Raw genomic sequence first — 20,299 nt, forward strand, 5'->3', positions numbered from 1 at the left:
GCTGCATTTTCCCACAGGTGGGTCGCAATGGACGCGCTTTCGCCGCATGGCGGCTTGTGGGCCATGATGGCCAGCGCCACGCCGACGGTTATTTTCGTCTTGTGCGTGCTGGCATTCATGTCCCTGGGCTGCTGGAGCATCATTTTCGTCAAGTTTTTCACGCTGACCGCCGCCAAGCGCGACACGGCCCGGGACTACGAACGGTTCCAGGAAGCCGACACCTTGCGCGCGGCCATGCAGGCCCTGGGGCAGTCCCGGCATTCGCCGGCCTTTTTCGTCGGCCGCATGGCCTTTGAAGAGCTGGTGCGCATGGAACAGGCCGATCTCGATCCGGCCGAAAAAGGGCACGTGGCCATGGACAACATCCGCCGGGTGTTGCGCCAGGGCGTGTCCATGGAGCTGGCCAAGCTCTCCAAGAATCTGGCCTTCCTGGCGACCACGGCCAACGCCACCCCGTTTATCGGCCTTTTCGGCACGGTCTGGGGCATCATGAACTCGTTTCACTCCATCGGCCTGCAGCAGTCCGCCGCCCTGGCCGCCGTCGCCCCGGGCATCTCCGAGGCCCTTGTCGCCACGGCCATCGGCCTGGCCGTGGCCATCCCGGCGGTTCTGGCCTACAACTACTACCTGGGCTTTGTGACCAGCATCGAAAACGAGCTGGTCAACTTCGCCGGGGCGTTTTTAAACCGCATCCAGCGCGAGGTCACCTGGACCCCGCGTGAGGCCGCCCAGCCCGCTCCGTCCGCCCAGGCCGCCGCGCGCCGCCAGCAGCAGGCCGCTTCCGAGAGGTTCTAGGCCATGGGCATGCAGACCGGCGGCAAAGGCCGGTATCTGGCCGACGTCAACGTCACGCCCTTCGTGGACGTGATGCTGGTGCTGCTCATCATCTTCATGGTCACCGCGCCCATGATGACCCAGGGGCTTGAGGTGGATCTGCCCCAGACCCGGGCCGTCAGCGTTTTGCCCAAGGAAGACACGAGCCTGGTGCTGACCGTCAAGGCCGACGGCACGATTTTCCTGGACAAGTACCAGGTGGAGTACGCCGACCTTGAGGGCCAGGTGAAGCGGCTGGTGACGGACCAGAAAAAGCAGCTCTTTTTGCGGGCCGACCAGGCCGTGGCCTACGGCACGGTGGTCAAGGTCATGGGCATCATCAAGGCGGCCGGCGTCGACAAGCTCGGCGTCGTGGCCGAGGACGAGAAGTCGGCGAAAAACGCCGCCGCTGCCGCGGCCGCTGCCGCCAAAAAGAAATAGGCCCGGCCGGGAGCCGTTCCCGGAGCGCGACCGATAGAGAACACCATGCGCGTCCTTGGCTGGATATTTTCCATCTTTCTGCATCTGACCGTGGTGCTGGCGAGCTTGCTCTTCGTCAGTATCGAGCCGGTCAAGTTCCAGCTCAACGTGCCGGTCTACGAGGTGGACCTCGTGTCCCTGGCCCCGCCGGGCCTGCCGCCCGGCGAAGTCGGTCTGCCCCTTGGCCCCAAGGGACCGGGCGAGCGGCCCGAGCTTGGCCCGGCCGAACCCGAAGGCGGCCCAGGTGCTGCGGCCAAGGAGACCCTGCCCGAGCCGGCCGAGGCTCCGGCCACGCCGGCCAAGCCCATCCCGCCCGAGCCCGTGGCCGCCGTGCCCGAGCCGCCCCAGCCCAAGCGGCACGAGCCTGAGCCGGAGCCGAAAAAGCCCGAGCCCAAGCCCGAGCCGAAAAAGCCCGAGGCCAAGCCCATTCCCACGGAACAGGCCAAGCCCGAGCCCAAGCCCGAGCCGAAACTCGAACCCAAGCCCGATTTCAAGAAGATTGAGGAAGCCACGCGCAAGGCCGAGGAACTCAAAAAGGCCGAAGAGCAGAAGAAAATCGACGAGGCCAAGAAAAAGGCCGAAGACGCCAAAAAGGCCGAAGAGCAAAAGAAGGCTGACGAGGCGAAAAAGAAGGCCGAGGACGCCAAAAAGGCCGAGGAACAGAAGAAAGCCGACGAGGCGAAAAAAGCCGCTGACGCCAAGAAAGCGGCCGACGACGCCAAAAAGGCCGCCGAGGCGGCCAAGGCGGCCGAGAAAAGCACCCTGGAGCAGGCGCTCAAGGATGCCAAGGCCAAGGCCGGCAGCGGTTCCGGTTCCGGCACGGGACCGGGAGCCGGCGCGGCTGGCGGCGACCCCGTGGCCAAGGCCCTGGCCGAGGCCCGCAAGGCGGCCGGCGGCGGCGGTGGCGGCGTTCCCGGCGGCACGCCCGGAGCCGGCGGGGGCGGCGGCGTGACCATGGGTGTCTACGCCCAGATCGTCAACCGCGAGGTCAAGAAGAACTGGCGCTTCCCCCAGACCGGGGCCAGGCAGCAGCTTGCCGCCGTGGTCGAGGTGCACATCGACAAGGACGGCCGCATCCTCAATTACCGGCTGGTACAGTCCTCGGGGCAACCCAATTTCGATGCCTCCACGGTCAAGTCCGTGGCCGAGACCGAGACCCTGCCGTCGCCGCCGGCCGGGCTCAACGTCCTGCAGCTGCGGTTTTCTTCCCAGGAACTCGGACAGTGACGTTTTTCCGTATCCCGCGCCGCGCGATTGCGCCCGGCGCGGGATCGGGCTATGAGGGCGCGGATGCGGTCCCTGTCCGGCCCCCCGGCCGGACAAGCCGCTGCGGCTGCCCTGACGCCGGCCCCTTTCTCCTTTTCCGGGCCTGCGCCCAACCCTTCAAAACGATATTCAGGGATTTCAGGCGATGATCATGCGAAAGCGGATGATGGTGACCGGCATGTGGTGCGCCCTTGTGGCCGCGTTTTTGTGCCTGGGCGCGACGCGGGCCCAGGCCCAGTCGTCCCTGGCCGTGGACATCCAGGGCCCGGGGCAGGCCAAGATGAATCTGGTGCAGGCCCGGCCTTTTGCCGGCGGCGGCCAGATGACTCCGGCCGAAAAGCTCCAGGATCTCATCAACAAGGACCTGCAGTTTTTGCCCTTCCTGCAGATCGTGCCCCAGTCCAGCGTGCCCGGCCAGGTGGCCGGGGCCACGGCCGACCAGATCGACTTCAAGCCCTTTGGCCTGGCCAAGATCGACGTGCTGGTGACGGCCAACTGGACCCCCGGCGGCAACCTCGGCAACGTCGAGCTGCGGGCCTTTGAGGTCTATTCCCAGAAGGTGCTGGTCGGCAAAGGCTACGATGCGGTGACCGACGCCCAGCTGCCCGACATCGCCGACCGGTTCTGCATGGAGCTTATGCAGGCGCTCACCGGACAGGGCGGCTTTTTCAATTCCCAGATCGCCTTCGTCAAGCCCAGCGCCGGCAAGGGGGCCGACATCTGGACCGTGCGCCCCACCGGCCGCGGGCTTAACCGCGTGACCAACTACAACGAGCTTGGCATGGCCGTGAGCCCCAGCTGGTCCTTTGACGGCCGGCGCATCGTGTTCACGCTCATCGGCTCGCGCGGCCATTACCTGGGCGTGTGGTCCGGCGGCGGCAAGCCGCAGGTCTATACCCTGCCGTCCACCAACGTGGTCAGCCCCCACTTCCTGCCCGACGGCCAGGTGGCGGTGAGCCTGACCATGCACGGCAAGGCCGACATCTATCTGCTCAATTCCGCCTACCAGCCGGGCCAGCCCCTGGTGTCCGGCAGCGGCATCGAGGTCTCGCCCACCTTTGCCGCCTCGGGCGGGGCCATGGCCTACGTTTCCGACGGCACCGGCAGCCCCAACATCTACGTCACCACGGTGCACGGCGGCGCGGGCCGGCGGGTGACCACCTCGGGCTACAACACCAACCCGAGCATGAGCCCGGACGGCAAGCTCATCGCGTTCACCAAGCAGCTTGGCGGGGCCCAGAAGGTGTTCGTCATGGATCTGGCCACCGGGCAGGAGACCCAGGTCACCTCGGGCGGCGGCTCGGACGAGAACCCGTCCTTTTCGCCCGACGGCTACTTCATCGCCTTCTCGTCCACCCGAAGCGGCCAGAAGAAGATCTTCGTGACCACGCGCCATGGCGCGCCTCCGGTGATGATTCCCACTGGCGACGGCGCGGCCTACATGCCGAGCTGGGGGCCGCTGGCCCAATAGCGCGGGGAGCTGGCAAAAGCCAGCGCGCCCGACTTGGACAATGCTGCAAGCGGGTTGGCGAAATGTGCGCAACACCCCGGAACCCCCGCCAATTGCCTGTTGCAATTTATAGCGGGAGGCGTAATTGGAGGCCGGTTCCGGCGGCGCTTCGCCAGCCCGCGGAAACGCCCCGGGGCAAAGCCCTGAGGATATTTTCAATGCCCTGGCGGGCAATGTGAGGAGGAAGGAAAAAATGATGCGTTCGAAAATGTTGCTGATGGCCATGTTGGTGCTGATGCTGTCCCTGGCTGGTTTTGGTTGCGCCAAGAAGGCCGGTGGTCCTGGCGACGGTTCCGGCACGAGCTGGGAAGAGCAGGAGCGCGCTCGCCTGGAGCAGGAGCGTCTGCTGCGCGAGAAGCTGGGCGCCGCTTCCAACGAACTGGCCCAGATGGTCCACTTCGCCCTGGACAGCTCCAACCTGAGCGCCGAAGCCCGGCAGAACCTGACCCGCAAGGCCGAGATCCTGCGCCAGTACCCGCAGATCAAGCTGATCGTCGAAGGCAACTGCGACCAGCGCGGCACGGCCGAGTACAACCTCGCCCTGGGCGAGCGTCGTGCCCAGGCTGCGGCCCAGTACCTGGTCAACCTCGGCATCGGCGCCGACCGCCTGTCCACCGTCAGCTACGGCAAGGAGCGTCCGCTTGATCCGGGCACTTCCGAAGCCGCCTACGCCAAGAACCGCCGCGACGAATTCCGCGCCACCTACTAGTTACCGACTGCCCCGCGCAGACAAACGGCCGTCCGGGCAACCGGGCGGCCGTTTTGCTTTTGTGCGGCGCGGGCAGCGGCCGGCCGGGGCAGGGCGCGTCTGACGAGGCGGATGGGAGCCAACTCCGGGCGGGCAGGGCTGCATGCCCATCGGCTGGACCAGCGGATGGTTGGCCTTTTGACGTCAACCTTACGGCGCGTCATTGGCGGCGTTTCTTGCAGTATCCGGCCACCCCTTCGTGCAAACAGCTTTGTTGCTCCATTGGGCAAACGGCAATGCCAAAAGGCTCGGGCAACGACGCTCTCGCGCTGCCCGGGCCTCATGCTACCGCATCCGTCCTTCCTCGCGCTGCCCCTTTACCCCTTTTCGGGAGGGTCCGGGAGGGGCTGAGCCCCTCCCGGCCGCCGGAGGCATTTTTTGCTGCAGCAACTCCTCGCTACGGCCGCTTCTCGGCCGTGCGCAGGCGCTTGACGGTGAGTTCGTAGTTTTCCTTGAACAAGTTGTCCTGGGGATTGCAACGCAGGGCCTGCTCGAAAAAAGGCAGGGCTTCGGGGGTGCGCCCTTGCTTGTGCAGGGTCAGGCCGAGGTTGTTGTAGGCGGCGCAGAAATCCGGGCAGCGGGCCACCACGGCCTTGTAGCCTTCGGCCGCGCCGGCCAGATCGCCGCCGCCGCGCCGGGTTTCGGCTGTCTCGAAGGCGGCGGCGCAGCTGGGGCCGGCCTCGCCGGGCTTGGGCGGCTGGGGCGCGGCTAAGCGGGTGCGGGTCAGCGCCGCGTTTTCGCGGTAAAGGGCTTCCTTGGGGGCGCATTTGACCGCCTCGTCGAACCAGGGCAGGGACTCGGCGGTGTAGCCCAGGGAATACAGCGACGTGCCGACATTGTTGTAGGCCTGGCAGGTGTCCGGACACAGGGTGAGCAGGGCCTGGTAGTCGCGGATGGCTCCGGCGTGGTCGCCGGCGGCCCGTTTGGCCGTGGCCTGCTTGCCGAGTTCCTGGCAGCGGGCGGTACGGTCGGCGTCGGCCGTGGCGGAGATGGTGGCCTTGCCCCGATTGTCCTGCTCGCGCCGGGCCGCTTCCTGGGTCTGGCGGCCGGCGGCCACACGGCGTTCCAGTTCTTTGGCCTTGGCGGCAAGGGGCGGGGGCAGGGGGCCGGCGTCACGGGCGGCGTCCAGGAGGCGGCGCGCGCCGTCGAAATCCTTGGCTTCGGCGAGCTTGGCCGCCTGGCCCAGGGTAGTGGTCAGTTCGGCCTCTGCCCGGTTTTTTTCGGCCAGCACTTTTTGCCGCCACTCGGCCACGGTCGGGAGTTTGGTGTTGACCTTTTCCGCCTCGGCCAGGGCGGCCAGGGCCAGGTCGAAGCGCCGGGCGGCCAGGAAGTCCCTGGTCCGGGTCAGCGCGTCCTGCACGGCGTCGCGGGCGCGGGCGAGCTTGGCCCGCTCGGCGGCCACGGCCGGATCGGCCGGGGCCAGGGCCTGCATGTCGCTGATGGCCAAAAGCGCGCCGTCAAGGTCGCCGGCGGCGTTTCGCCTGGCCGCTTCGGCGGCCAGGGCGGCCAGACGCTGGTCGCGGCCGGCCCGGTGGGCCACGGACGTTTGCAGTTCGGCAATGCGCGGATGGCGCGGGTTGATCTTGGCGGCGTCGGCCAGGGCGGACCGGGCCTCGTCGAGCTTGCCCTTGCCCAGGGCGGTCTCGGCGCGCTCCTCGGCCTTGGCCAGATTGTCCCGGGCCAGGGCCAGGTTTTTGCGGGCATGGGCCGCGCCCTGGTGTTCGGGGTCCAGGGCGGCGGCTTCGCTGACCGTGGCCAGGGCGGCGTCGGCGTCGCCGGCGTTCCACTGGTCGCGGGCCCGGGCCAGGCGTTCGTCCAGGCTCCAGGCGCGCTGCTTGCGGGCGGCGATGGCCGCCTCCATTTCGGCCACGGCCTTGAATTTGGGGCTGACAGCCCGGGCGTCGTCCAGGGCCTTGGCGGCGCTGTCGAAACGCTTGGCCGCGAGATAGGCGGCGGACTGCTTGAGGGCGGCGATAAGGCGGTCGCGGGCGGCCACGTAGCGTTCCCGGGCGGCCTTGGCCTCGCCGTGGCCGGGATCGAGCTCCTGGGCCCGGCCGGCCAGCCCCAGGGCGGCCTCTACTTCGCCGGCCTCCCACTTGTCCCTCGCCTGGGCCAGGAACTTACCAATGCGGCCCAGGGTTTCCTTGCGGGCCTCAATGGCCTGGCGGGCGGCCGGGATGGCCGCAGCCTTGGGATTGACCTTGGCGGCCTCGTCGAGCATGGCCGAGGCCTCGTCGAAATCGTCGGCGGCAAGCGCCGAGGCGGCCCGTCCAAGGTAGCTGTCCAGGCGGCCCTTGTCCCGGGCGATGCGGTCCAGGGCGGCCACGGCGGCGGCGTCCTTGGGGCTTAAGCGCACGGCTTGTCCGGCTTCGCCAGCGGCCCGGTCGGGATCGCCCTCGGCCCAGGCCTTGGCCCCGTCGCGCACGAGCCGGTCCACTTCCCGGGCGCGCTCGGCGGCGGCGTCGAGTTCGGCCTGGGAAACATCCACGGAAAATTCACCCTTGCCGCGACCCAGGAGCAGCCCCCGGGCGTCGCGCACTTCGACGGTGGCCTGACACGGGCCGGTCTCCCGACGCGAGGCGGTTATTTCCCGGGTGTCCTCGCCGCCGGCCGCCTTGGCTCCCGGACACAGGCCCCAGGCATAGGCCAGGGGTGGATTGGGCGGCGTTGGCGTCACCGCCGCCCGAAGCCCCACGCGCTGGCCCACGGCCACGCCCGAGGCGGCCACCGGCCCTTCGCCGTCGCGCCAGACCGTAGCCGGCGTGTCGAGCAGGCCCCGGTTGTCCACGGTAACCTGATAGCTGCGGGCCACGACGTCGATGTTGGCCTTGCCAAGCGGCGCGGCCTGCTTGCCGCCGCCGGCCGCCATGGCCGCTACCTTGACGGCCACCGGCTTGGCTTCGGTGGGGTAAAACGTCAGGCTGCGCTCGCCCACCCGCACCAGCTTGGCATGGGCGGGCAGGGGGTCCCAACGAAATTCCACGCCGTCGTGGACCGGGAAATCGCGGATGGCGACGGTTGTTTCCTCGCCGACCAGGGGCGCGGCCGGCGAGGCGGCCAGACCGAAATTGGGCTGGGCCACGTCCAGGGCCACCGGCTCGGACACGGCGGCCAGTCCCGCCGAGGGACCGGAGCGCGGCACCACCTCCACCCAGACGCGTTCGCGGCCCGGGCGCAGGAAAATGGCGGTGTTGGTGAACGGGCCGGCCGGGTCGAGGAATCTGGCCCCGCCGTCGCTGCGCCAGCGGCATTCGTAGGCGTCGGGCGAAAGCTCGGCCTCGCCCCGATAGACCTTGGCCTCGAAAGAGGCCGCGCCGCCCACCCGGGGCGTGCCTTCTGCCGGAGCGCTTTTTTTGAGCACGATGCGCAAATCCCCGGACGCGCCAGCCGACAAGGGCTGTGCCGCGGGCGTTTCACGGGGCGTCCTGGCCGGTTCGCCGGGCTGGCGCACGGCGGCCTGGGCCGGTTCCACGGCCGGGGACGGAGCGGGCCTGGCCAGGACCCCGACCAGGGCGGCGGCCAGAAGCCAGCAGACGGCCCAGGGGGCCAGACGCGGTGCAAAGGGTGTTGATTTCTTGTTCACGGTGTCGCTTCCCTGCGTTTGCCGGGGACAAAGCAGCAATCGTGCCAGGAAAAAATGGCCGCCTCCCCTAACGCCCTGGCGGCTACGGCCGAAAAGTCCGGCATGGAGGCCGTCATGAAACCGTCAAACGCCGCTACGCTGCATACCCTGCCGCCCGTCCTGGACGTGCGCAGCCCCGAACAGGCCGCCATCCTCGGCGAGGCCTACGCCAACGAACGCCAGGGCGTCCTGGCCGCCCTGCGGGAACTGTCCGGCATGGGTTTCGACGACCGCCGCAAACGCGAAGCCACGGCCCTGGCCGCCATGGTGACCCTGCCCGGCCACGAGCTCATGGACCGCGCCCCCCGCGAAGTGCTGCGCCTGCGGGCCGCCTTGTTCCTGACGTCCTGCCACGAACACCGGCGGAATTAGGCAGAGAGAAGAGAGAGGAAGCCTCCGGCGGCTGGGGGCCTGAGGCCCCCAGACCCCCCGCCTGGGGAAAAGGGCGAGGGGTAAGGCCCTGGAAGAGTTATCGCGGGAGATCTGGAAAGACTCTTTACAAGGCTCTTGGGATGCTTATCTTGAAGTCGTAAGGGGAGCGGTTCCCCTGAAGATATGACGCCAACGCAAACGGAGGGGTGGGCGAAATAACAGCCAATCACCATACCGGACGCAACGAGGCGTCGCGAACAGAGATTCGCCAGGCGTACTAGGAAGAGTTCCCGAAGCACTGCTTCGGAACCGGGTGTATAAGCACCTCCAGCGCCGACGGCGAATCTCTTTTTTTGTGGGCCGGAAGCCGCCCCTCACGAAACCGTCGGCCCGGGATCGGGCTTCCAGTTGCGGCGCATGAGCTCGCCCAGTTCTTCGCCGGGCACGGCGCGGGAGAAGAAAAAGCCCTGGGCGCTTTCGCAGCGCAGCTCGGAGAGCGCCGCCTTGTGCTCGGCCAGCTCCACGCCCTCGGCCACCACCTCCAGACCCAGCTTGTGGGCCATGGCGATGATCGCCCGCACGATCTCCATGTTCTGCTCGGCCTCGTTCATATTGCCGACGAACGAGCGGTCGACCTTGAGGCTGTCGAAAGGGAAGCGCTGGATGTAGGATAGGGACGAATAGCCGGTGCCGAAGTCGTCGATGACGACCTTGACGCCCAGGGCCTTGAGATTTTTTATCGCCCGCACGGCTTCGTCGGCGTCGTCCATGAGCACGGATTCGGTCAGTTCGAGTTTGACCCGGGAGGCGTCGATGCCGGTTTCGGCCAGGATGCCGGCCACTTCCTGGACGAAGTCGGGCCGTTTGAACTGGCGGCCGGAAATGTTGACCGACACGGAAAGTTTTTCGCCCTCGGGGTTCTCCCGGCCAAGCTCCACCAGCCGGCGGCAGGATTGGCGCAGAATCAGCGCCCCAAGCTCGTTTATAAGGCCCGACTCCTCGGCGATGGGGATGAATTCCGAAGGCGGAATGAATCCCTGGCGCGGATGCTGCCAGCGGGCCAGGGCCTCAAGCCCCGTGACATCGCCCGTGGCCAGGGACACGATGGGCTGATAATGCACGGTGATCTCGCCGGATTCCATGGCCTGGCGCAAGGCCAGCTCCATTTCCATGCGGCGCTGGGTCAGCACGCGCATGCCGGCGTCGAACACGGTGTAGTGGTCGCCGCCGTGCTCCTTGGAGCTGTACATGGCGTTGTCGGCGTCGCGCAGCACTTGGTCGGGGTGCTCGTAGGCGGCCGACCCCACCACCACGCCGAGGCTGCAGGTGACGAAAATTTCCTGTTTTTTGAGGCGAAACGGCTGGGCCAGCTGACGCAGCACATTTTCGGCCATGGTGCTGGCCTCGTCCAGGCCGGAGATGTCCTCGATGAGGATGGCGAACTCGTCGCCGCCGAAGCGGGCCAGGGTATCCAGTTCGCGCAGCTGCTTTTGCAGCCGGTTGGCGATGACCATGAGCAGCCGGTCGCCGGTGACGTGGCCGAAGGTCTTGTTGACGAGCTTGAAACGGTCCATGTCGAGGTAGAGGACCGCGTAGAGGGCGTCGGGATTTCGCCGCAAGCGTTTGATGGCCTGATCCAGACGGTTGATGAAAAGGGCCCGGTTGAAAAGCCCGGTGAGGGTATCATGGAAGGCGTCGTGGAGAATGTGCTCTTCGAGCTGCTTTTGCCGGGAAATGTCGGTCAACGTGGCCACGGCCCCGGACGTGGGGCCGCGAAGGGGAGTGAAGCACAAGGCGCGCCAGATCTGGCTGCCCGATGGTCCGCAGGGCAGGTCCATCTCGTAGCGGGGCAACCGGCCGTCCAGCACGGCAGCCAGGCCCTCGCGCACGGCGGCGGAAACCGTTTCCGGCAAAAGCTTGACGCAGGAATCGGCAAAGGGACTGCCCACGGCGGCGGAAGGGTCGAGGTCGCGCAAGAGTTCCAGACAGGAGGCGTTGGCGAAGCGGATACGACCGTCCCCGTCGAGCAGGGCGGCATGAGAGGGCAAGGATTCGAGCAGGTTCTGGATGTCTGGCAACATGGCCCTCAGCGACGTCTTGGCAAAAGGCTTGACAGAAAAACCGCTGCCGGTCCGATAATTATACGGATTTTGCCGCTTGGCGTCAAAGCCCAAATCCACTGTCCGCCCGGTCCTGGCCGGCGAGGCCGGGAGAGTCTTGCAGGATTGGAAAATGCCGAAGAATTGTCAACTTCGGGCTTTTCCTCCCGTCCTTGACTTTTCGAAAGCGCCCCGTCATAGACGAATTCCCGGGCGGACGCCGCGCCGGGGGGGAAATTCCAGGCGCGAAACGGACGCTAGTCCGGCCTGCGCCAGCCATCACGCTGCGGATCGCGAAGGCATTTTCCGGGATGCACGGGCATCCCTGGAGCGGCTGAGGTTTTTGGGCACCAGTGAGACAGCACAACGTGTTAACGGAAGTCGGGCGTTGTCGCGGGGGTTTTCCAGCCGGAAAATCCGGGCATGGCGACGCTTGGCTAAACTCAAGGAGGACGGAGACATGGCCATTGTTATCGATGATGATGCCTGCATGGGTTGCGAAGCTTGCGTTGAGACCTGCCCCGACGCCTTTGAAATGAACGGCGACGGCGACAAGGCCATCGTGAAAGAATCCGACACCGAAGCCGACTGCGTGGATGAAGCCATCGACGCCTGCCCGGCCGAAGCCATCACCAAATCCTGACGCTTCCTGTCCCCCCTGGGGACGCCCCGCGCCGGTCCGCCGGCGCGGGTTTTTTTATGCCCGGCGTCCCGTAAGGCTTTGGCCGTAATCGCCGATAAGAGGGGTGAGGCCGCCGCTGCCGGGGCAAGGACGCCCCTGGAACGGATATTGCTACTTACTCGCTGTGTTCCACGGGGGTCAAGGACTGCCCCCAAGCGAGGCAACGCCATGAACATCATCCGCAACTACCTGCAACACCGACTCAATCCCATGCACATGTACTGCCGGCTCATGGATTTCGGGCTGGCTCGCCGCAACGCCAGACGGCTGTGCTCCGTGTACGAACGCTTCATCTACCGGGGGCTGTTGTTTCATTAGTCGCCACCCGGTCGCGAAACCGGGTGGCGACTTTGGGCGGCCTTCCGCTTGCCGCAGGCCAGACTCCCGCAATCATTGACTTCGTCGAAAAACAACGGCGCGAACCTCAGGCCGCGCCCAAGCCAACCCTCAAGTACGTTTTTTTCCCTTCGCGCCAAGTCGCCGCGCAAAAAACGTCATCGCCCCGGCCAAGCCGTCAAAGCTTGGACCGGGGCGACCCTTTTTCATCCACTTTGTGACAAAGGCACACGCCCGACGCCGGGGCGGTCGGAGCACCGCGCCCTCTCCCGGGCCGGCCGCGTCGGGAGGCGACTCCCAGGCCGCCTCCCGGCCTTATTGCAATTCCCTTGTTAAAGCGAAACTCCATGGCCAATGACATGCTGCTATGATTGTCTATTTATAAAACACCACTGTCGTGATGTTTTATACTAGGCATTACGCGCCGCGCAGCCAGGCCAAAATGACCAAGCACAGGCCGGCGTAGATTCCGGCCAGCACGTCGTCGATCATGACGCCGTAGCCGCCCGGCAGCCAATGTTCGGAAGCCCGCACCGGCGGCGGCTTTAAGATGTCGAAGGCCCTAAACAGGAAAAAGCCGGCGATGAGTTCAAAGGGTCCGGGCGCGGCAAAGGGCAACAGCGTGATCCACTGGCCGACCAGTTCGTCGATGACCACATGTCCCGGGTCCTTGCGGCCAAGAATCTTCTCGGTGCGGTCGGCCGCCTTGGCTCCGACGACAAAGACCGCCACGAGGAGCACGATGCGCGCCCAGAGGGGCAGCGGAAAAAACACCAGCGGCGCGATCAGCACCGCCGCCGCCGAACCCCAGGTGCCCTGGGCATAGGGCATCCGGCCCAGGGGGCCAAGGCCCGACACGAGCAGGGCCAAACGGTCGTTATGTGCAAACATGAGGGTCCCTCCCGAAATGGTCGCGGCAGGCTACACCCGGGCGGGCGCGCGAGCAAGAGCGGCGGCGCGCGCCGTGTCGCAAGCCGAAGGACACATCCCATGGGGGCGGCCGGGGCACGTCCCGGCCGCCTTGCCTCGCCGCGCCTTGAAGTCGGGGCCAAAGTGTGGGAGAAACAATGATCAACGACTCGTTGTCGCCAGGCCCCAAAAGGAAGGAATCGATGCTGAGCCTCACCTATGCCGTCACGGTCTTTGCCCTGTATTTTCTGGTTTTCGTCCTGTTCTACAGCCTTTATTTCCGCAAGCGCATCTACCTGCTTCTGCTGTCCGAACACGCTTACATGGACCACTACATCGACAAATTGCCGCACATTCGCGACCGTCCCGACGAGCGCCTGGGCATGATCGAGTTCATGCTGTGCAAACGCAAAGCCTTCGTGTGCCGGGCGCGCCAGTTCGTGGCCGCTTCCACTGTCGCCTATCTCCTGGCCCTGGTCGGCCGGGCCGCTCTTTAATCCCCCGCCTCACGTTCCGGCCCAGGACCCCGATCACCCGTCCCGGGCCGGACCAAGCCCGCCGCCGCCCCGGCCGTTTCCAGGGTCGGTCTTGCGTTTTTCCCTCAAGACAAGGAGTTTCGTCTTGAAACATCTCCCCATCGCCACCCGTTTGCTGATTCTGTTTTTTGTCTCGGCTCTGTCCGCCGCCGTCATTTTCGCCGTTGGCGCGTATTCGTCCTATAGCCTGGCCAAGGCCGGGGCTAACGAAGCCCGAAGCGACATGCTCGACGGCCAGCGCGCCAAAATCAAGGTCGCCACCGACGTCATGGCTGCCGCCCTGTCCAAGGCCCTGGCCGGCCTGCCCGACGAGGCCGCCAAAGTGTCGCATCTGCGCGAGGCCATCAAGGACGCCATTTTCGAAACCGATCGCTCGGGCTATTTCTTTGTGTATTCCGGCACCACCAGCGTGGCCCACGCCGTCAATCCGGCCCTGCACGGCAAGGACCTGGGCGACCTCAAGGGCGCGGACGGCGTCTATTCCGTGCGCGAACTGGCCCGGGCCGCCGCTTCCGGCGGCGGATTCGTCAATTTCTCCTGGGCCAAGCCCGGCAAGGGCGAAATGCCCAAGATCGGCTATGCCGCGCCCATCCCGGGCACGCCCTACTGGATCGGCACCGGCGTCTATGTGGACAATGTGGACGAAGCCGCCGCAGCCATGGCGGCGCGGATGCGGGAAACGGCCAACCGGGCCACGCTCATTGATTCCCTTGTCTTTGGCGTCATGTTCCTGGCCGTGCTGTTGCCCTTGAGCTTGGTCGTTTCCCGGGGGATCGTGCGGCCCATCCGCGAAACCACCGAGGCCGCCCGGCGCATCGCCGCTGGCGACCTCGACGTCCACCTCGAAGCCTCGGGCCGCGACGAAGCCAGCCAGCTCAAGCAGGCCCTGGAAGCCATGGCCGTGTCCCTGCGGGCCAATCTCGCCGCCCTGGCCGACAAGGAGCACGAGGCCCGCGCCCAGGCCCAGCGTTCCGAGCAGGCCGCCGAGGAAGCCCGCCAGGCCATGCGCCAGGCCGAGGCCGCCGGCGCGGCCATGCTGGCCACGGTCCAGGGGCTCACCGGGGTCGTCGGCGAACTCGGCAGCGCCACCCGCGACCTGACCGCCATCGGCGACGGCATCCGTTCCGGCGCATCCGGCCAGCGGCAGCGTCTCGAATCCACGGCCCAGGCCATGGGCCAGATGCGCGACGCCGTGGGCGAAGTGGCCCAAAACGCCGCCGAAGCCTCCCGCTCCACGGCGCTGACCCGCGAAACCGCCACCGAAGGCGCGACGCTGGTCAGCCAGGCCAAAACCGCCACCGTCAGCCTCAAGGCCATGGCCGACTCCCTCAAGGCCGACATGGGGCGGCTGGGCAGCCAGTCCGAAGGCATCGGCGCGGTCATCCAGGTCATCTCCGACATCGCCGACCAGACCAACCTCCTGGCGCTCAATGCCGCCATCGAGGCGGCCCGGGCCGGCGACGCCGGGCGCGGGTTTGCTGTGGTGGCCGACGAAGTGCGCAAGCTGGCCGAAAAAACCATGGCCGCCACCGGTGAAGTGGGACAGTCCATCCAGGCCATCCAGGCCATGACCCGCGACAACCGCGACAGCGTGGACAAGACCCTGGCCGCCGTGGACCATGTGGCCGGGCTGGCCGAGGCCTCGGGCGACAAGCTGCGCCAGATCCAGACCGTGGCCGAAGAGGCCGCCGCCCAGGTCCGGGCCATCGCCGCCGCCGCCGATCAACAGGCCGAGTCCGCCCGCTCCATCATGGACAGCATGGACGACGTCAGCGACATCGCCCGCGAAAACGCCGACCGGGCCGACGACGCCTCGCGCCACTTCGACAACCTCGCCAACCAGACCGGCGCGTTGACGGGTTTGATACGGCAATTGAACACGCGGCAGGGGTGATAAATTTAGAGTAAGAGGCCTCCGGCGGCCGGGGGCCTGAGGCCCCCGGACCCCCCGAAAGGGTTTATATGGGGCGGCGAGACCGTTGCGTTGCCGGCTGCTGTGACAAGAATCCTGGCGGGCTACCGCCAGCCACGATGAGGAACCGCCATGACTCGCGACAGTGACAAGCCCGATGTTCCAGGGGGTCCGGGGGGGATGATCCCCCCCGGCGGAGAGGTCCCGGAGAGGCAGCGCCTCTCTGGGCCGCCGGAGGCGCTCCTGGCGCGCCAGGTGGTGCAGGCGGCGCGGCAGATCGGGGTGCATTACGGCTTGTGGCTGGCCGAGGCGGCCCACCAGTTCGGCCCGGAAGCGGCCTGCCGGATGGAGTCGAAAGTGGGCGAGGCCTATTTGCCGCTGCTGACGCGGCGCATCGAGCGGGCGCTGAAGCTTCCGGGCACGGTGGAGGAGCTGCTGGCCGGCCTGGGACAGGAACGCCTGGAAGCCCTGGCCGACGCCTTGTCGGTGTCGTGGCTGGCCGCCGACGGGGTGTGGTTTCGCACGGTGGAGGACGAGCGCGGCATGCACGACGCCAAGCGCGTCAATGACACGTGCTGGTCGCGGCTGGGCTATTACGAGGCGTTGCGGGCCAGGGAGGCCCTGGGCATCGGCGAAGGCGGCGGCCTGGCGGCCGCCCGGGCCTGCCTGGAGGCGCGGCTGGTTTCCCGCATCAACAAATTCGATTTTGTGGACGAGACGCCCGAGGGATTTACTTTACGGATGGTCGAGTGCCGGGTGCAGTCGGCCCGGGCGCGCCAGGGCTTGCCGCCCTATCCGTGCGTGTCCGGCGGCACGGTGGAATTCACGTCCTTTGCCGCCGGCGTGGACCCGCGCCTCAAAATGGCCTGCGTGAGCTGTCCGCCCCAGACGACCCGGGATGACTGCGCTTGCGCCTGGCGCTTCGCCTTGTAATCTTCGCGACGGGGGCACCCCGCTTGAAAACCTTTCGGGGGGTCCGGGGGCCTGAGGCCCCCGGCCGCCGGAGGCATCTTCCTCTTCCCTCTTCTCTCTCTATTCCTTCGTAATCCCAAGCTTTCGCAGCCTCGAATCGAAGGTGGAGCGGTTGACGCCGGCGGCGCGGGCGGCCTTGGTCACGTTCCACTTGCACTTTTCGAGCAGGGCCAGGGCGTAGGCGTGTTCCAGGGCTTCCCAGGTGTAGGCGGTGAGGTCGTGGGTCAGGCCGGGCGCGGCCAGGGGCGTGGCGGCCGGCGCGGGCCGGGCTTCGCCGTGCTCGCTGGGCGAGGGGATGTCTTCGGCCTCGATGGTTTCGCCGGGCACGGTGGCCAACAGAAAGCGCACGAGGTTTTCGAGTTCGCGCACGTTGCCCTTGAAGGGCCGCTGGCCCAGGGCGCGCCGGGCCGAGGCCGAGAAGGCCTTTTGGGGCAGGCCCAGGCGGGCGGCGTCGCGGGCCAGGAAATAGTCGAGGAGCTCCGGGATGTCCTCGGTGCGTTCGCGCAGAGCCGGCAGGCGCAGGGGTAGGACGTTTATGCGGTAGAAGAGGTCCTCGCGAAAGGTTCCGTCGGCGATGGCCCGTGGAAGGTCGCGGTTGGTGGCGGCGATGACGCGCACGTCCACCTGCCGGGTTTGCGTGCCGCCCAGGGGCTTGACCTCGTTTTCCTGGAGCACGCGCAGGATGCGGGCCTGCAGCCCAAGGGGCATGTCGCCGATCTCGTCGAGGAAGACCGTGCCGCCGTGGGCCGCCTCGAAAAGCCCGACCTTGTCGCGGTCGGCTCCGGTAAAGGCGCCTTTCTTGTAGCCGAAGAGTTCGGATTCCAGCAGCGTATCCGGGATGGCCGAGACGTTTTGGACCAGAAACGGCTTGTCTTTGCGGGAGCTTAGGCGGTGGATTTCGCGGGCGAAGAGTTCCTTGCCGGTGCCGGATTCGCCGGTCACCAGGACCGGAAAATCGGTGCGGGCGTAGTTGCCGGCGGACTCCAGGGCGGTGCGAAAGGCCGGGCTTTTGCCGACGAGCGGCGTTTCGCCGCGAAATTCGCCGATGATGCGCTTGAGCTTCTGGGTTTCTTTTTTCTGGTCGGCAAAGGCCAGGGCGTTGCCCAGGGCGATGGAGCCGATGGCCACGAATTCTTCCAGGAGTTCGAGGTATTCCTTGGTGAGGTTGAGCCGGCTGCCGGCGTGGGCGGTGTCGATGATCTCCACCGCGCCGTAGACCTCGCCGGACTTGAGCACCAGCGGATAGCACAGAATCAGCGTGGACTTGACGTCCATGCCCGATTCCGCCTCCTTGAAATGCCGTTTGTCCTTGCCGGGTTCGGCGATGGTCATCTGGCCGTTTTCGATGACCCAGCCGACGATGCTTGGCTTGCCCTTGGGCACGACGAATCCGACGAGGCGGTCGGCCTCGTCGCCGGTGGCTTCGATGCACTGATAGCCGTCGGGGCGCTTGATCCACAGCGAACCGCGCTCGACGTTCTGGAATTCCACCAACGCCTCCAGGAAGCGGCGTTGGAGTTTGTCGGTGTCGAGAACCTCGAAGAGCGCCTTGGGAAAATCGGAAATACTTGGCGACATGGCTTTATCCCGGTGAATTTGCCGGACCATGCCGCAAAAGCGCAAGCGGGGCAAGGCTTGGGGCCGGCCGGCGGTCCGGGGTGCGGACCGCCGGCCGGGAAAAAGGCCAGAGGGTCAATGGATGGCGTAGGAGCGTTCCCGGATGCGCCACAAGTCCTCGGGGACTTCCAGGTACAGGTCTTTTTCCGGCAGGGGAATGACGCACACGAGCTTGCCCGTGTCCGCCACCCAGTACATGTGGCCGGCCAGTTCGTGCATGACTTCGTCGAAAGCGATTCCCGTCTGGGAAGCGACTTCCTTCATGGCCCGCCGCATGGTGGCCATGGCCGCATTGCCGAATTCCACTTCGAGCACGGAGACGTGGTGCAGGACGAGGGAATCGTCGTTGAGTTCCGGCGGAACTGTCGTTCGCAGCGTCAGGGCAGTTTCCATGGCGACCTCCTCGAGTGGTTTGGGCGCTGCCCGACAGAGCCGGGCACGCTGTCTGTCACTATAAGCAATACTCGTGCAAAGTACACCGCGATTGTGGAGAATTCGCGCTTCTTTTTTATAACTTTAGAATTTCAGAGGAAATATGGAATCAGATCTGGGGCCGCGTCAGGTTGTCCCGGGGAGCGGGCGATCCGGAGGTGCAAAAATGCAGGTCCGGCCCACGAAAATGTCGCTTTTCGGGATCCGCGCCGGCGTTTTATCGCCTGGTTGTGGAGCAATGGCCCTGGCTTGCTGTCCGGGACCGGCCGGCGTCAAGGCCCTGCCGCCAGGGCGTCGGCCGGCGTCGGGATTATGCCTCCGGGCCGGCGGCCCAGGCGGCCACGGCCGGATGGTGGTGGTCGAGGTACGCCGAGGCGGCAAGAAAGGGAGCCAGGGCGGCGGCGGCGGGAAGCTTTCGCTTGTCGAGCCTCATGGAGCAGCTGGCGGTGCTCCCAACCCGGCGGCCTGGGCCAGGTCGGTGTAGGCCACGGCGCATTCCTCGGCCAGTCCCAGACCGGCGGCCAGGGCGCGGATGGCGGGCAGGGCGGCCATGGCCTGCTCCCTGGTCGCGGCCAGATGCTCGATCTCCACGAAAAGGCGCGGGTCGAAATCCACGGTCACGGCGGTCAATTCGACGTCGAGGCCGCCGACCCGAAGCCGCGCTCGGCGGCAACGCTTGGCATAGGCCAGGACCGGCTGAAACCCGAGCACGCCGAGCAGGGCGGCGACAGCCTCGGCATCGGACACGGCCGTCTCGTGTTCGGGCTTGGAGGCGGTGGCGGCGTCAAAGGGCGGGGCCTTGGCCGTCAGCACCGTCCGCCCGGCCTCCCGGCGAAGGCGCAGCTCCCGGCCCGAGGCGGCCAGGCGGCCGTCCGGGGCGTCGAAATAGACGTCCTCGCAGACGACTGCCTTCCCAGGTTCGTCCGGCAGCCGGAAGTCCGGCCCGGCCACGAATTTGACCTCGGCCTCAAACACGTTTTTCCCCTTGGACGGGATTGCAAGCACTTGTGGATTGGTTCATGGTCCCGGGCTGTTACGACGCCTTTGCGGCGATGACAAGTTAATCGGCCGGCCGCTGTCGGTTCATGGGCCGCCACGGCGTCGGTACAGGAGAAAACATGCGCGAAAACGCCCGGGCCGCCTGGGGCATGGCCGCGACGGCGGTACTGTGGAGCACCGGGGGCCTGGCCATCAAGCTCGTGCCGCTGACCCCCATGGCCGTGGCCGGTTGGCGCAGCCTGCTTTCGGCGGCGACGCTGCTGCTCGTTTTTCGGGGCCGTCTCGACTTCCGCCCGACCCGGGCCAGGTGCGGCGCGGCAGTGGCCTACGCGGCCCTGCTCGTTACCAACGTGGCCGCCACCAAGCTCACCACCGCCGCCAACGCCATCCTCCTGGCCTACACCGCCCCGGTCTACGTGGCCCTTTTCGCGCCGATGGTTCTCGGCGAAAAGACCAAGCGGGCCGATTGGCTGTTCGTGGTGGCGAGCCTTGGCGGCATGGCGCTGTTTTTCCTGGACCGGCTCTCGGCCCAGGGCTTGTGGGGCAATCTCCTGGCCGTGGGCACGGGACTGAGCTACGCCGCGTTTACCTTGTGCATGCGGGCCGGGCGCGAGGATTCGCCGGTGTCGGCGGTCATCGCCGGCCATGGGCTGACGGTGCTGGCTGCGCTGCCGTTTTTGTTTTCCGCCGCGCCGCAAACCCTGGGCGCGGCCCTGGGGCTGGCCTATCTCGGTGTCATCCAGCAGGGCCTGTCGCTTTCGCTCTACGTCTGGTGCATCACACGGCTGCCGGCCCTGTCGGCCATGCTGCTCATGACCCTGGAACCCATCGTCAATCCGCTGCTGGTGGCCGTGGGCTACGGCGAATGGCCGGGATTCTGGTCGGTCCTTGGCGGGGCGGTGGTGGTGGCAGCCGTGACCTTGCGGGGGATTTTCGGTCGCGGCGGGTCGGGTACGGATGCTTGACGCATCCTTGAAGCGGGCCGTCCTGGCGA

At 66.8% G+C, this 20,299-nt stretch carries 19 protein-coding genes; 12 read left to right on the plus strand and 7 right to left on the minus strand.

The window, feature by feature from the left end; genetic code table 11:
* The first annotated feature begins 27 nt into the window (after positions 1–27).
* The 5 genes from DMR_RS06415 to pal all read left to right on the plus strand — a co-directional run bounded on the left by DMR_RS06415 (position 28) and on the right by pal (position 4,778).
* Positions 28–795 (plus strand): MotA/TolQ/ExbB proton channel family protein, encoded by a 768-nt coding sequence (locus DMR_RS06415; protein WP_015860090.1) that lies wholly within the window; start codon positions 28–30, stop codon positions 793–795.
* A gap of 3 nt (positions 796–798) precedes the next feature.
* Complete coding sequence (tolR, locus tag DMR_RS06420; protein ID WP_015860091.1) at positions 799–1,254, plus strand: protein TolR; 456 nt, start codon at positions 799–801, stop codon at positions 1,252–1,254.
* A 45-nt stretch (positions 1,255–1,299) separates the two neighbouring features.
* The gene (gene tolA / locus DMR_RS06425; protein WP_015860092.1) at positions 1,300–2,520 is read left to right on the plus strand and encodes a cell envelope integrity protein TolA; all 1,221 of its coding nucleotides are present in this window, start codon (positions 1,300–1,302) and stop codon (positions 2,518–2,520) included.
* A gap of 190 nt (positions 2,521–2,710) precedes the next feature.
* A complete protein-coding gene (locus tag DMR_RS06430) occupies positions 2,711–4,030 on the plus strand; it encodes a translocation protein TolB (RefSeq protein ID WP_232502885.1) in 1,320 nt (439 codons plus the stop codon).
* A 232-nt stretch (positions 4,031–4,262) separates the two neighbouring features.
* On the plus strand, positions 4,263–4,778 hold the full coding sequence (pal, locus tag DMR_RS06435; protein WP_015860094.1) for a peptidoglycan-associated lipoprotein Pal: 516 nt from the start codon (positions 4,263–4,265) through the stop codon (positions 4,776–4,778).
* 436 nt (positions 4,779–5,214) lie between these two features.
* Here pal and DMR_RS06440 read toward each other — a convergent pair whose 3' ends face one another.
* Entirely contained in the window at positions 5,215–8,400 is a 3,186-nt protein-coding gene (locus DMR_RS06440; protein ID WP_148208373.1) for a tetratricopeptide repeat protein, read from the minus strand.
* Between the two features lie 54 nt (positions 8,401–8,454).
* Here DMR_RS06440 and DMR_RS06445 point away from each other — a divergent pair, with 54 nt between their 5' ends.
* A complete protein-coding gene (locus DMR_RS06445) occupies positions 8,455–8,811 on the plus strand; it encodes a hypothetical protein (RefSeq protein ID WP_015860096.1) in 357 nt (118 codons plus the stop codon).
* A gap of 374 nt (positions 8,812–9,185) precedes the next feature.
* On the opposite strand, the gene DMR_RS06450 is transcribed toward DMR_RS06445, so the two are convergent.
* Positions 9,186–10,892, minus strand: a complete 1,707-nt coding sequence (locus tag DMR_RS06450; RefSeq protein ID WP_043601545.1) for a putative bifunctional diguanylate cyclase/phosphodiesterase — start codon at positions 10,890–10,892, stop codon at positions 9,186–9,188.
* A 478-nt stretch (positions 10,893–11,370) separates the two neighbouring features.
* On the opposite strand from DMR_RS06450, the gene DMR_RS06455 reads away from it, so the two are divergent.
* Together DMR_RS06455 and DMR_RS25020 are read left to right on the plus strand one after the other, a co-directional pair.
* Positions 11,371–11,553, plus strand: a complete 183-nt coding sequence (locus DMR_RS06455; protein ID WP_015860098.1) for a ferredoxin — start codon at positions 11,371–11,373, stop codon at positions 11,551–11,553.
* Positions 11,554–11,760: 207 nt separating this feature from the next.
* Positions 11,761–11,910 carry a hypothetical protein gene (locus DMR_RS25020; protein ID WP_006921296.1) on the plus strand — a complete coding sequence of 50 codons (150 nt, stop codon included), beginning with the start codon at positions 11,761–11,763 and terminating at the stop codon, positions 11,908–11,910.
* A gap of 435 nt (positions 11,911–12,345) precedes the next feature.
* Here the strand turns inward: DMR_RS25020 and DMR_RS06460 are convergent, their stop codons facing one another.
* Complete coding sequence (locus DMR_RS06460) at positions 12,346–12,819, minus strand: phosphatidylglycerophosphatase A family protein (RefSeq protein WP_015860100.1); 474 nt, start codon at positions 12,817–12,819, stop codon at positions 12,346–12,348.
* 221 nt (positions 12,820–13,040) lie between these two features.
* On the opposite strand from DMR_RS06460, the gene DMR_RS06465 reads away from it, so the two are divergent.
* From DMR_RS06465 to DMR_RS06475, 3 genes are all read left to right on the plus strand, one after another.
* Entirely contained in the window at positions 13,041–13,334 is a 294-nt protein-coding gene (locus DMR_RS06465) for a hypothetical protein (protein ID WP_006921294.1), read from the plus strand.
* A gap of 124 nt (positions 13,335–13,458) precedes the next feature.
* Positions 13,459–15,267, plus strand: a complete 1,809-nt coding sequence (locus DMR_RS06470; protein WP_043600190.1) for a methyl-accepting chemotaxis protein — start codon at positions 13,459–13,461, stop codon at positions 15,265–15,267.
* A gap of 198 nt (positions 15,268–15,465) precedes the next feature.
* Positions 15,466–16,218 (plus strand): DUF6125 family protein, encoded by a 753-nt coding sequence (locus DMR_RS06475; protein ID WP_015860103.1) that lies wholly within the window; start codon positions 15,466–15,468, stop codon positions 16,216–16,218.
* 99 nt (positions 16,219–16,317) lie between these two features.
* Here DMR_RS06475 and DMR_RS06480 read toward each other — a convergent pair whose 3' ends face one another.
* From DMR_RS06480 to DMR_RS06490, 4 genes are all read right to left on the minus strand, one after another.
* Positions 16,318–17,835 (minus strand): sigma-54-dependent Fis family transcriptional regulator, encoded by a 1,518-nt coding sequence (locus DMR_RS06480; protein WP_015860104.1) that lies wholly within the window; start codon positions 17,833–17,835, stop codon positions 16,318–16,320.
* Positions 17,836–17,949: 114 nt separating this feature from the next.
* Positions 17,950–18,267 carry a hypothetical protein gene (locus DMR_RS06485; RefSeq protein WP_015860105.1) on the minus strand — a complete coding sequence of 106 codons (318 nt, stop codon included), beginning with the start codon at positions 18,265–18,267 and terminating at the stop codon, positions 17,950–17,952.
* 349 nt (positions 18,268–18,616) lie between these two features.
* Positions 18,617–18,739, minus strand: coding sequence for a hypothetical protein (locus DMR_RS25575; protein WP_268741123.1), 123 nt, complete (start codon positions 18,737–18,739; stop codon positions 18,617–18,619).
* A complete protein-coding gene (locus DMR_RS06490) occupies positions 18,736–19,281 on the minus strand; it encodes a class IV adenylate cyclase (protein ID WP_015860106.1) in 546 nt (181 codons plus the stop codon). Before DMR_RS06490 ends, DMR_RS25575 begins: the two co-directional genes overlap by 4 nt.
* Before the next feature lie 143 nt (positions 19,282–19,424).
* On the opposite strand from DMR_RS06490, the gene DMR_RS06495 reads away from it, so the two are divergent.
* Positions 19,425–20,270, plus strand: coding sequence for a DMT family transporter (locus DMR_RS06495; protein WP_043600192.1), 846 nt, complete (start codon positions 19,425–19,427; stop codon positions 20,268–20,270).
* The last annotated feature ends 29 nt before the right edge of the window (positions 20,271–20,299 follow it).

This window comes from Solidesulfovibrio magneticus RS-1, from assembly GCF_000010665.1.
GTDB classification, from domain to species: Bacteria; Desulfobacterota; Desulfovibrionia; order Desulfovibrionales; family Desulfovibrionaceae; genus Solidesulfovibrio; species Solidesulfovibrio magneticus.

Bases quoted from the DNA above. Each gene is read 5' to 3' on its own strand.
- DMR_RS06415 (WP_015860090.1), top strand. From the start codon at position 28: ATGGACGCGCTTTCGCCGCATGGCGGCTTGTGGGCCATGATGGCCAGC.
- tolR (WP_015860091.1), top strand. From the start codon at position 799: ATGGGCATGCAGACCGGCGGCAAAGGCCGGTATCTGGCCGACGTCAAC.
- tolA (WP_015860092.1), top strand. From the start codon at position 1,300: ATGCGCGTCCTTGGCTGGATATTTTCCATCTTTCTGCATCTGACCGTG.
- DMR_RS06430 (WP_232502885.1), top strand. From the start codon at position 2,711: ATGCGAAAGCGGATGATGGTGACCGGCATGTGGTGCGCCCTTGTGGCC.
- pal (WP_015860094.1), top strand. From the start codon at position 4,263: ATGATGCGTTCGAAAATGTTGCTGATGGCCATGTTGGTGCTGATGCTG.
- DMR_RS06445 (WP_015860096.1), top strand. From the start codon at position 8,455: ATGGCCGCCTCCCCTAACGCCCTGGCGGCTACGGCCGAAAAGTCCGGC.
- DMR_RS06450 (WP_043601545.1), bottom strand. From the start codon at position 10,892: ATGTTGCCAGACATCCAGAACCTGCTCGAATCCTTGCCCTCTCATGCC.
- DMR_RS06455 (WP_015860098.1), top strand. From the start codon at position 11,371: ATGGCCATTGTTATCGATGATGATGCCTGCATGGGTTGCGAAGCTTGC.
- DMR_RS25020 (WP_006921296.1), top strand. From the start codon at position 11,761: ATGAACATCATCCGCAACTACCTGCAACACCGACTCAATCCCATGCAC.
- DMR_RS06460 (WP_015860100.1), bottom strand. From the start codon at position 12,819: ATGTTTGCACATAACGACCGTTTGGCCCTGCTCGTGTCGGGCCTTGGC.
- DMR_RS06465 (WP_006921294.1), top strand. From the start codon at position 13,041: ATGCTGAGCCTCACCTATGCCGTCACGGTCTTTGCCCTGTATTTTCTG.
- DMR_RS06475 (WP_015860103.1), top strand. From the start codon at position 15,466: ATGATCCCCCCCGGCGGAGAGGTCCCGGAGAGGCAGCGCCTCTCTGGG.
- DMR_RS06480 (WP_015860104.1), bottom strand. From the start codon at position 17,835: ATGTCGCCAAGTATTTCCGATTTTCCCAAGGCGCTCTTCGAGGTTCTC.
- DMR_RS06485 (WP_015860105.1), bottom strand. From the start codon at position 18,267: ATGGAAACTGCCCTGACGCTGCGAACGACAGTTCCGCCGGAACTCAAC.
- DMR_RS25575 (WP_268741123.1), bottom strand. From the start codon at position 18,739: ATGAGGCTCGACAAGCGAAAGCTTCCCGCCGCCGCCGCCCTGGCTCCC.
- DMR_RS06495 (WP_043600192.1), top strand. From the start codon at position 19,425: ATGCGCGAAAACGCCCGGGCCGCCTGGGGCATGGCCGCGACGGCGGTA.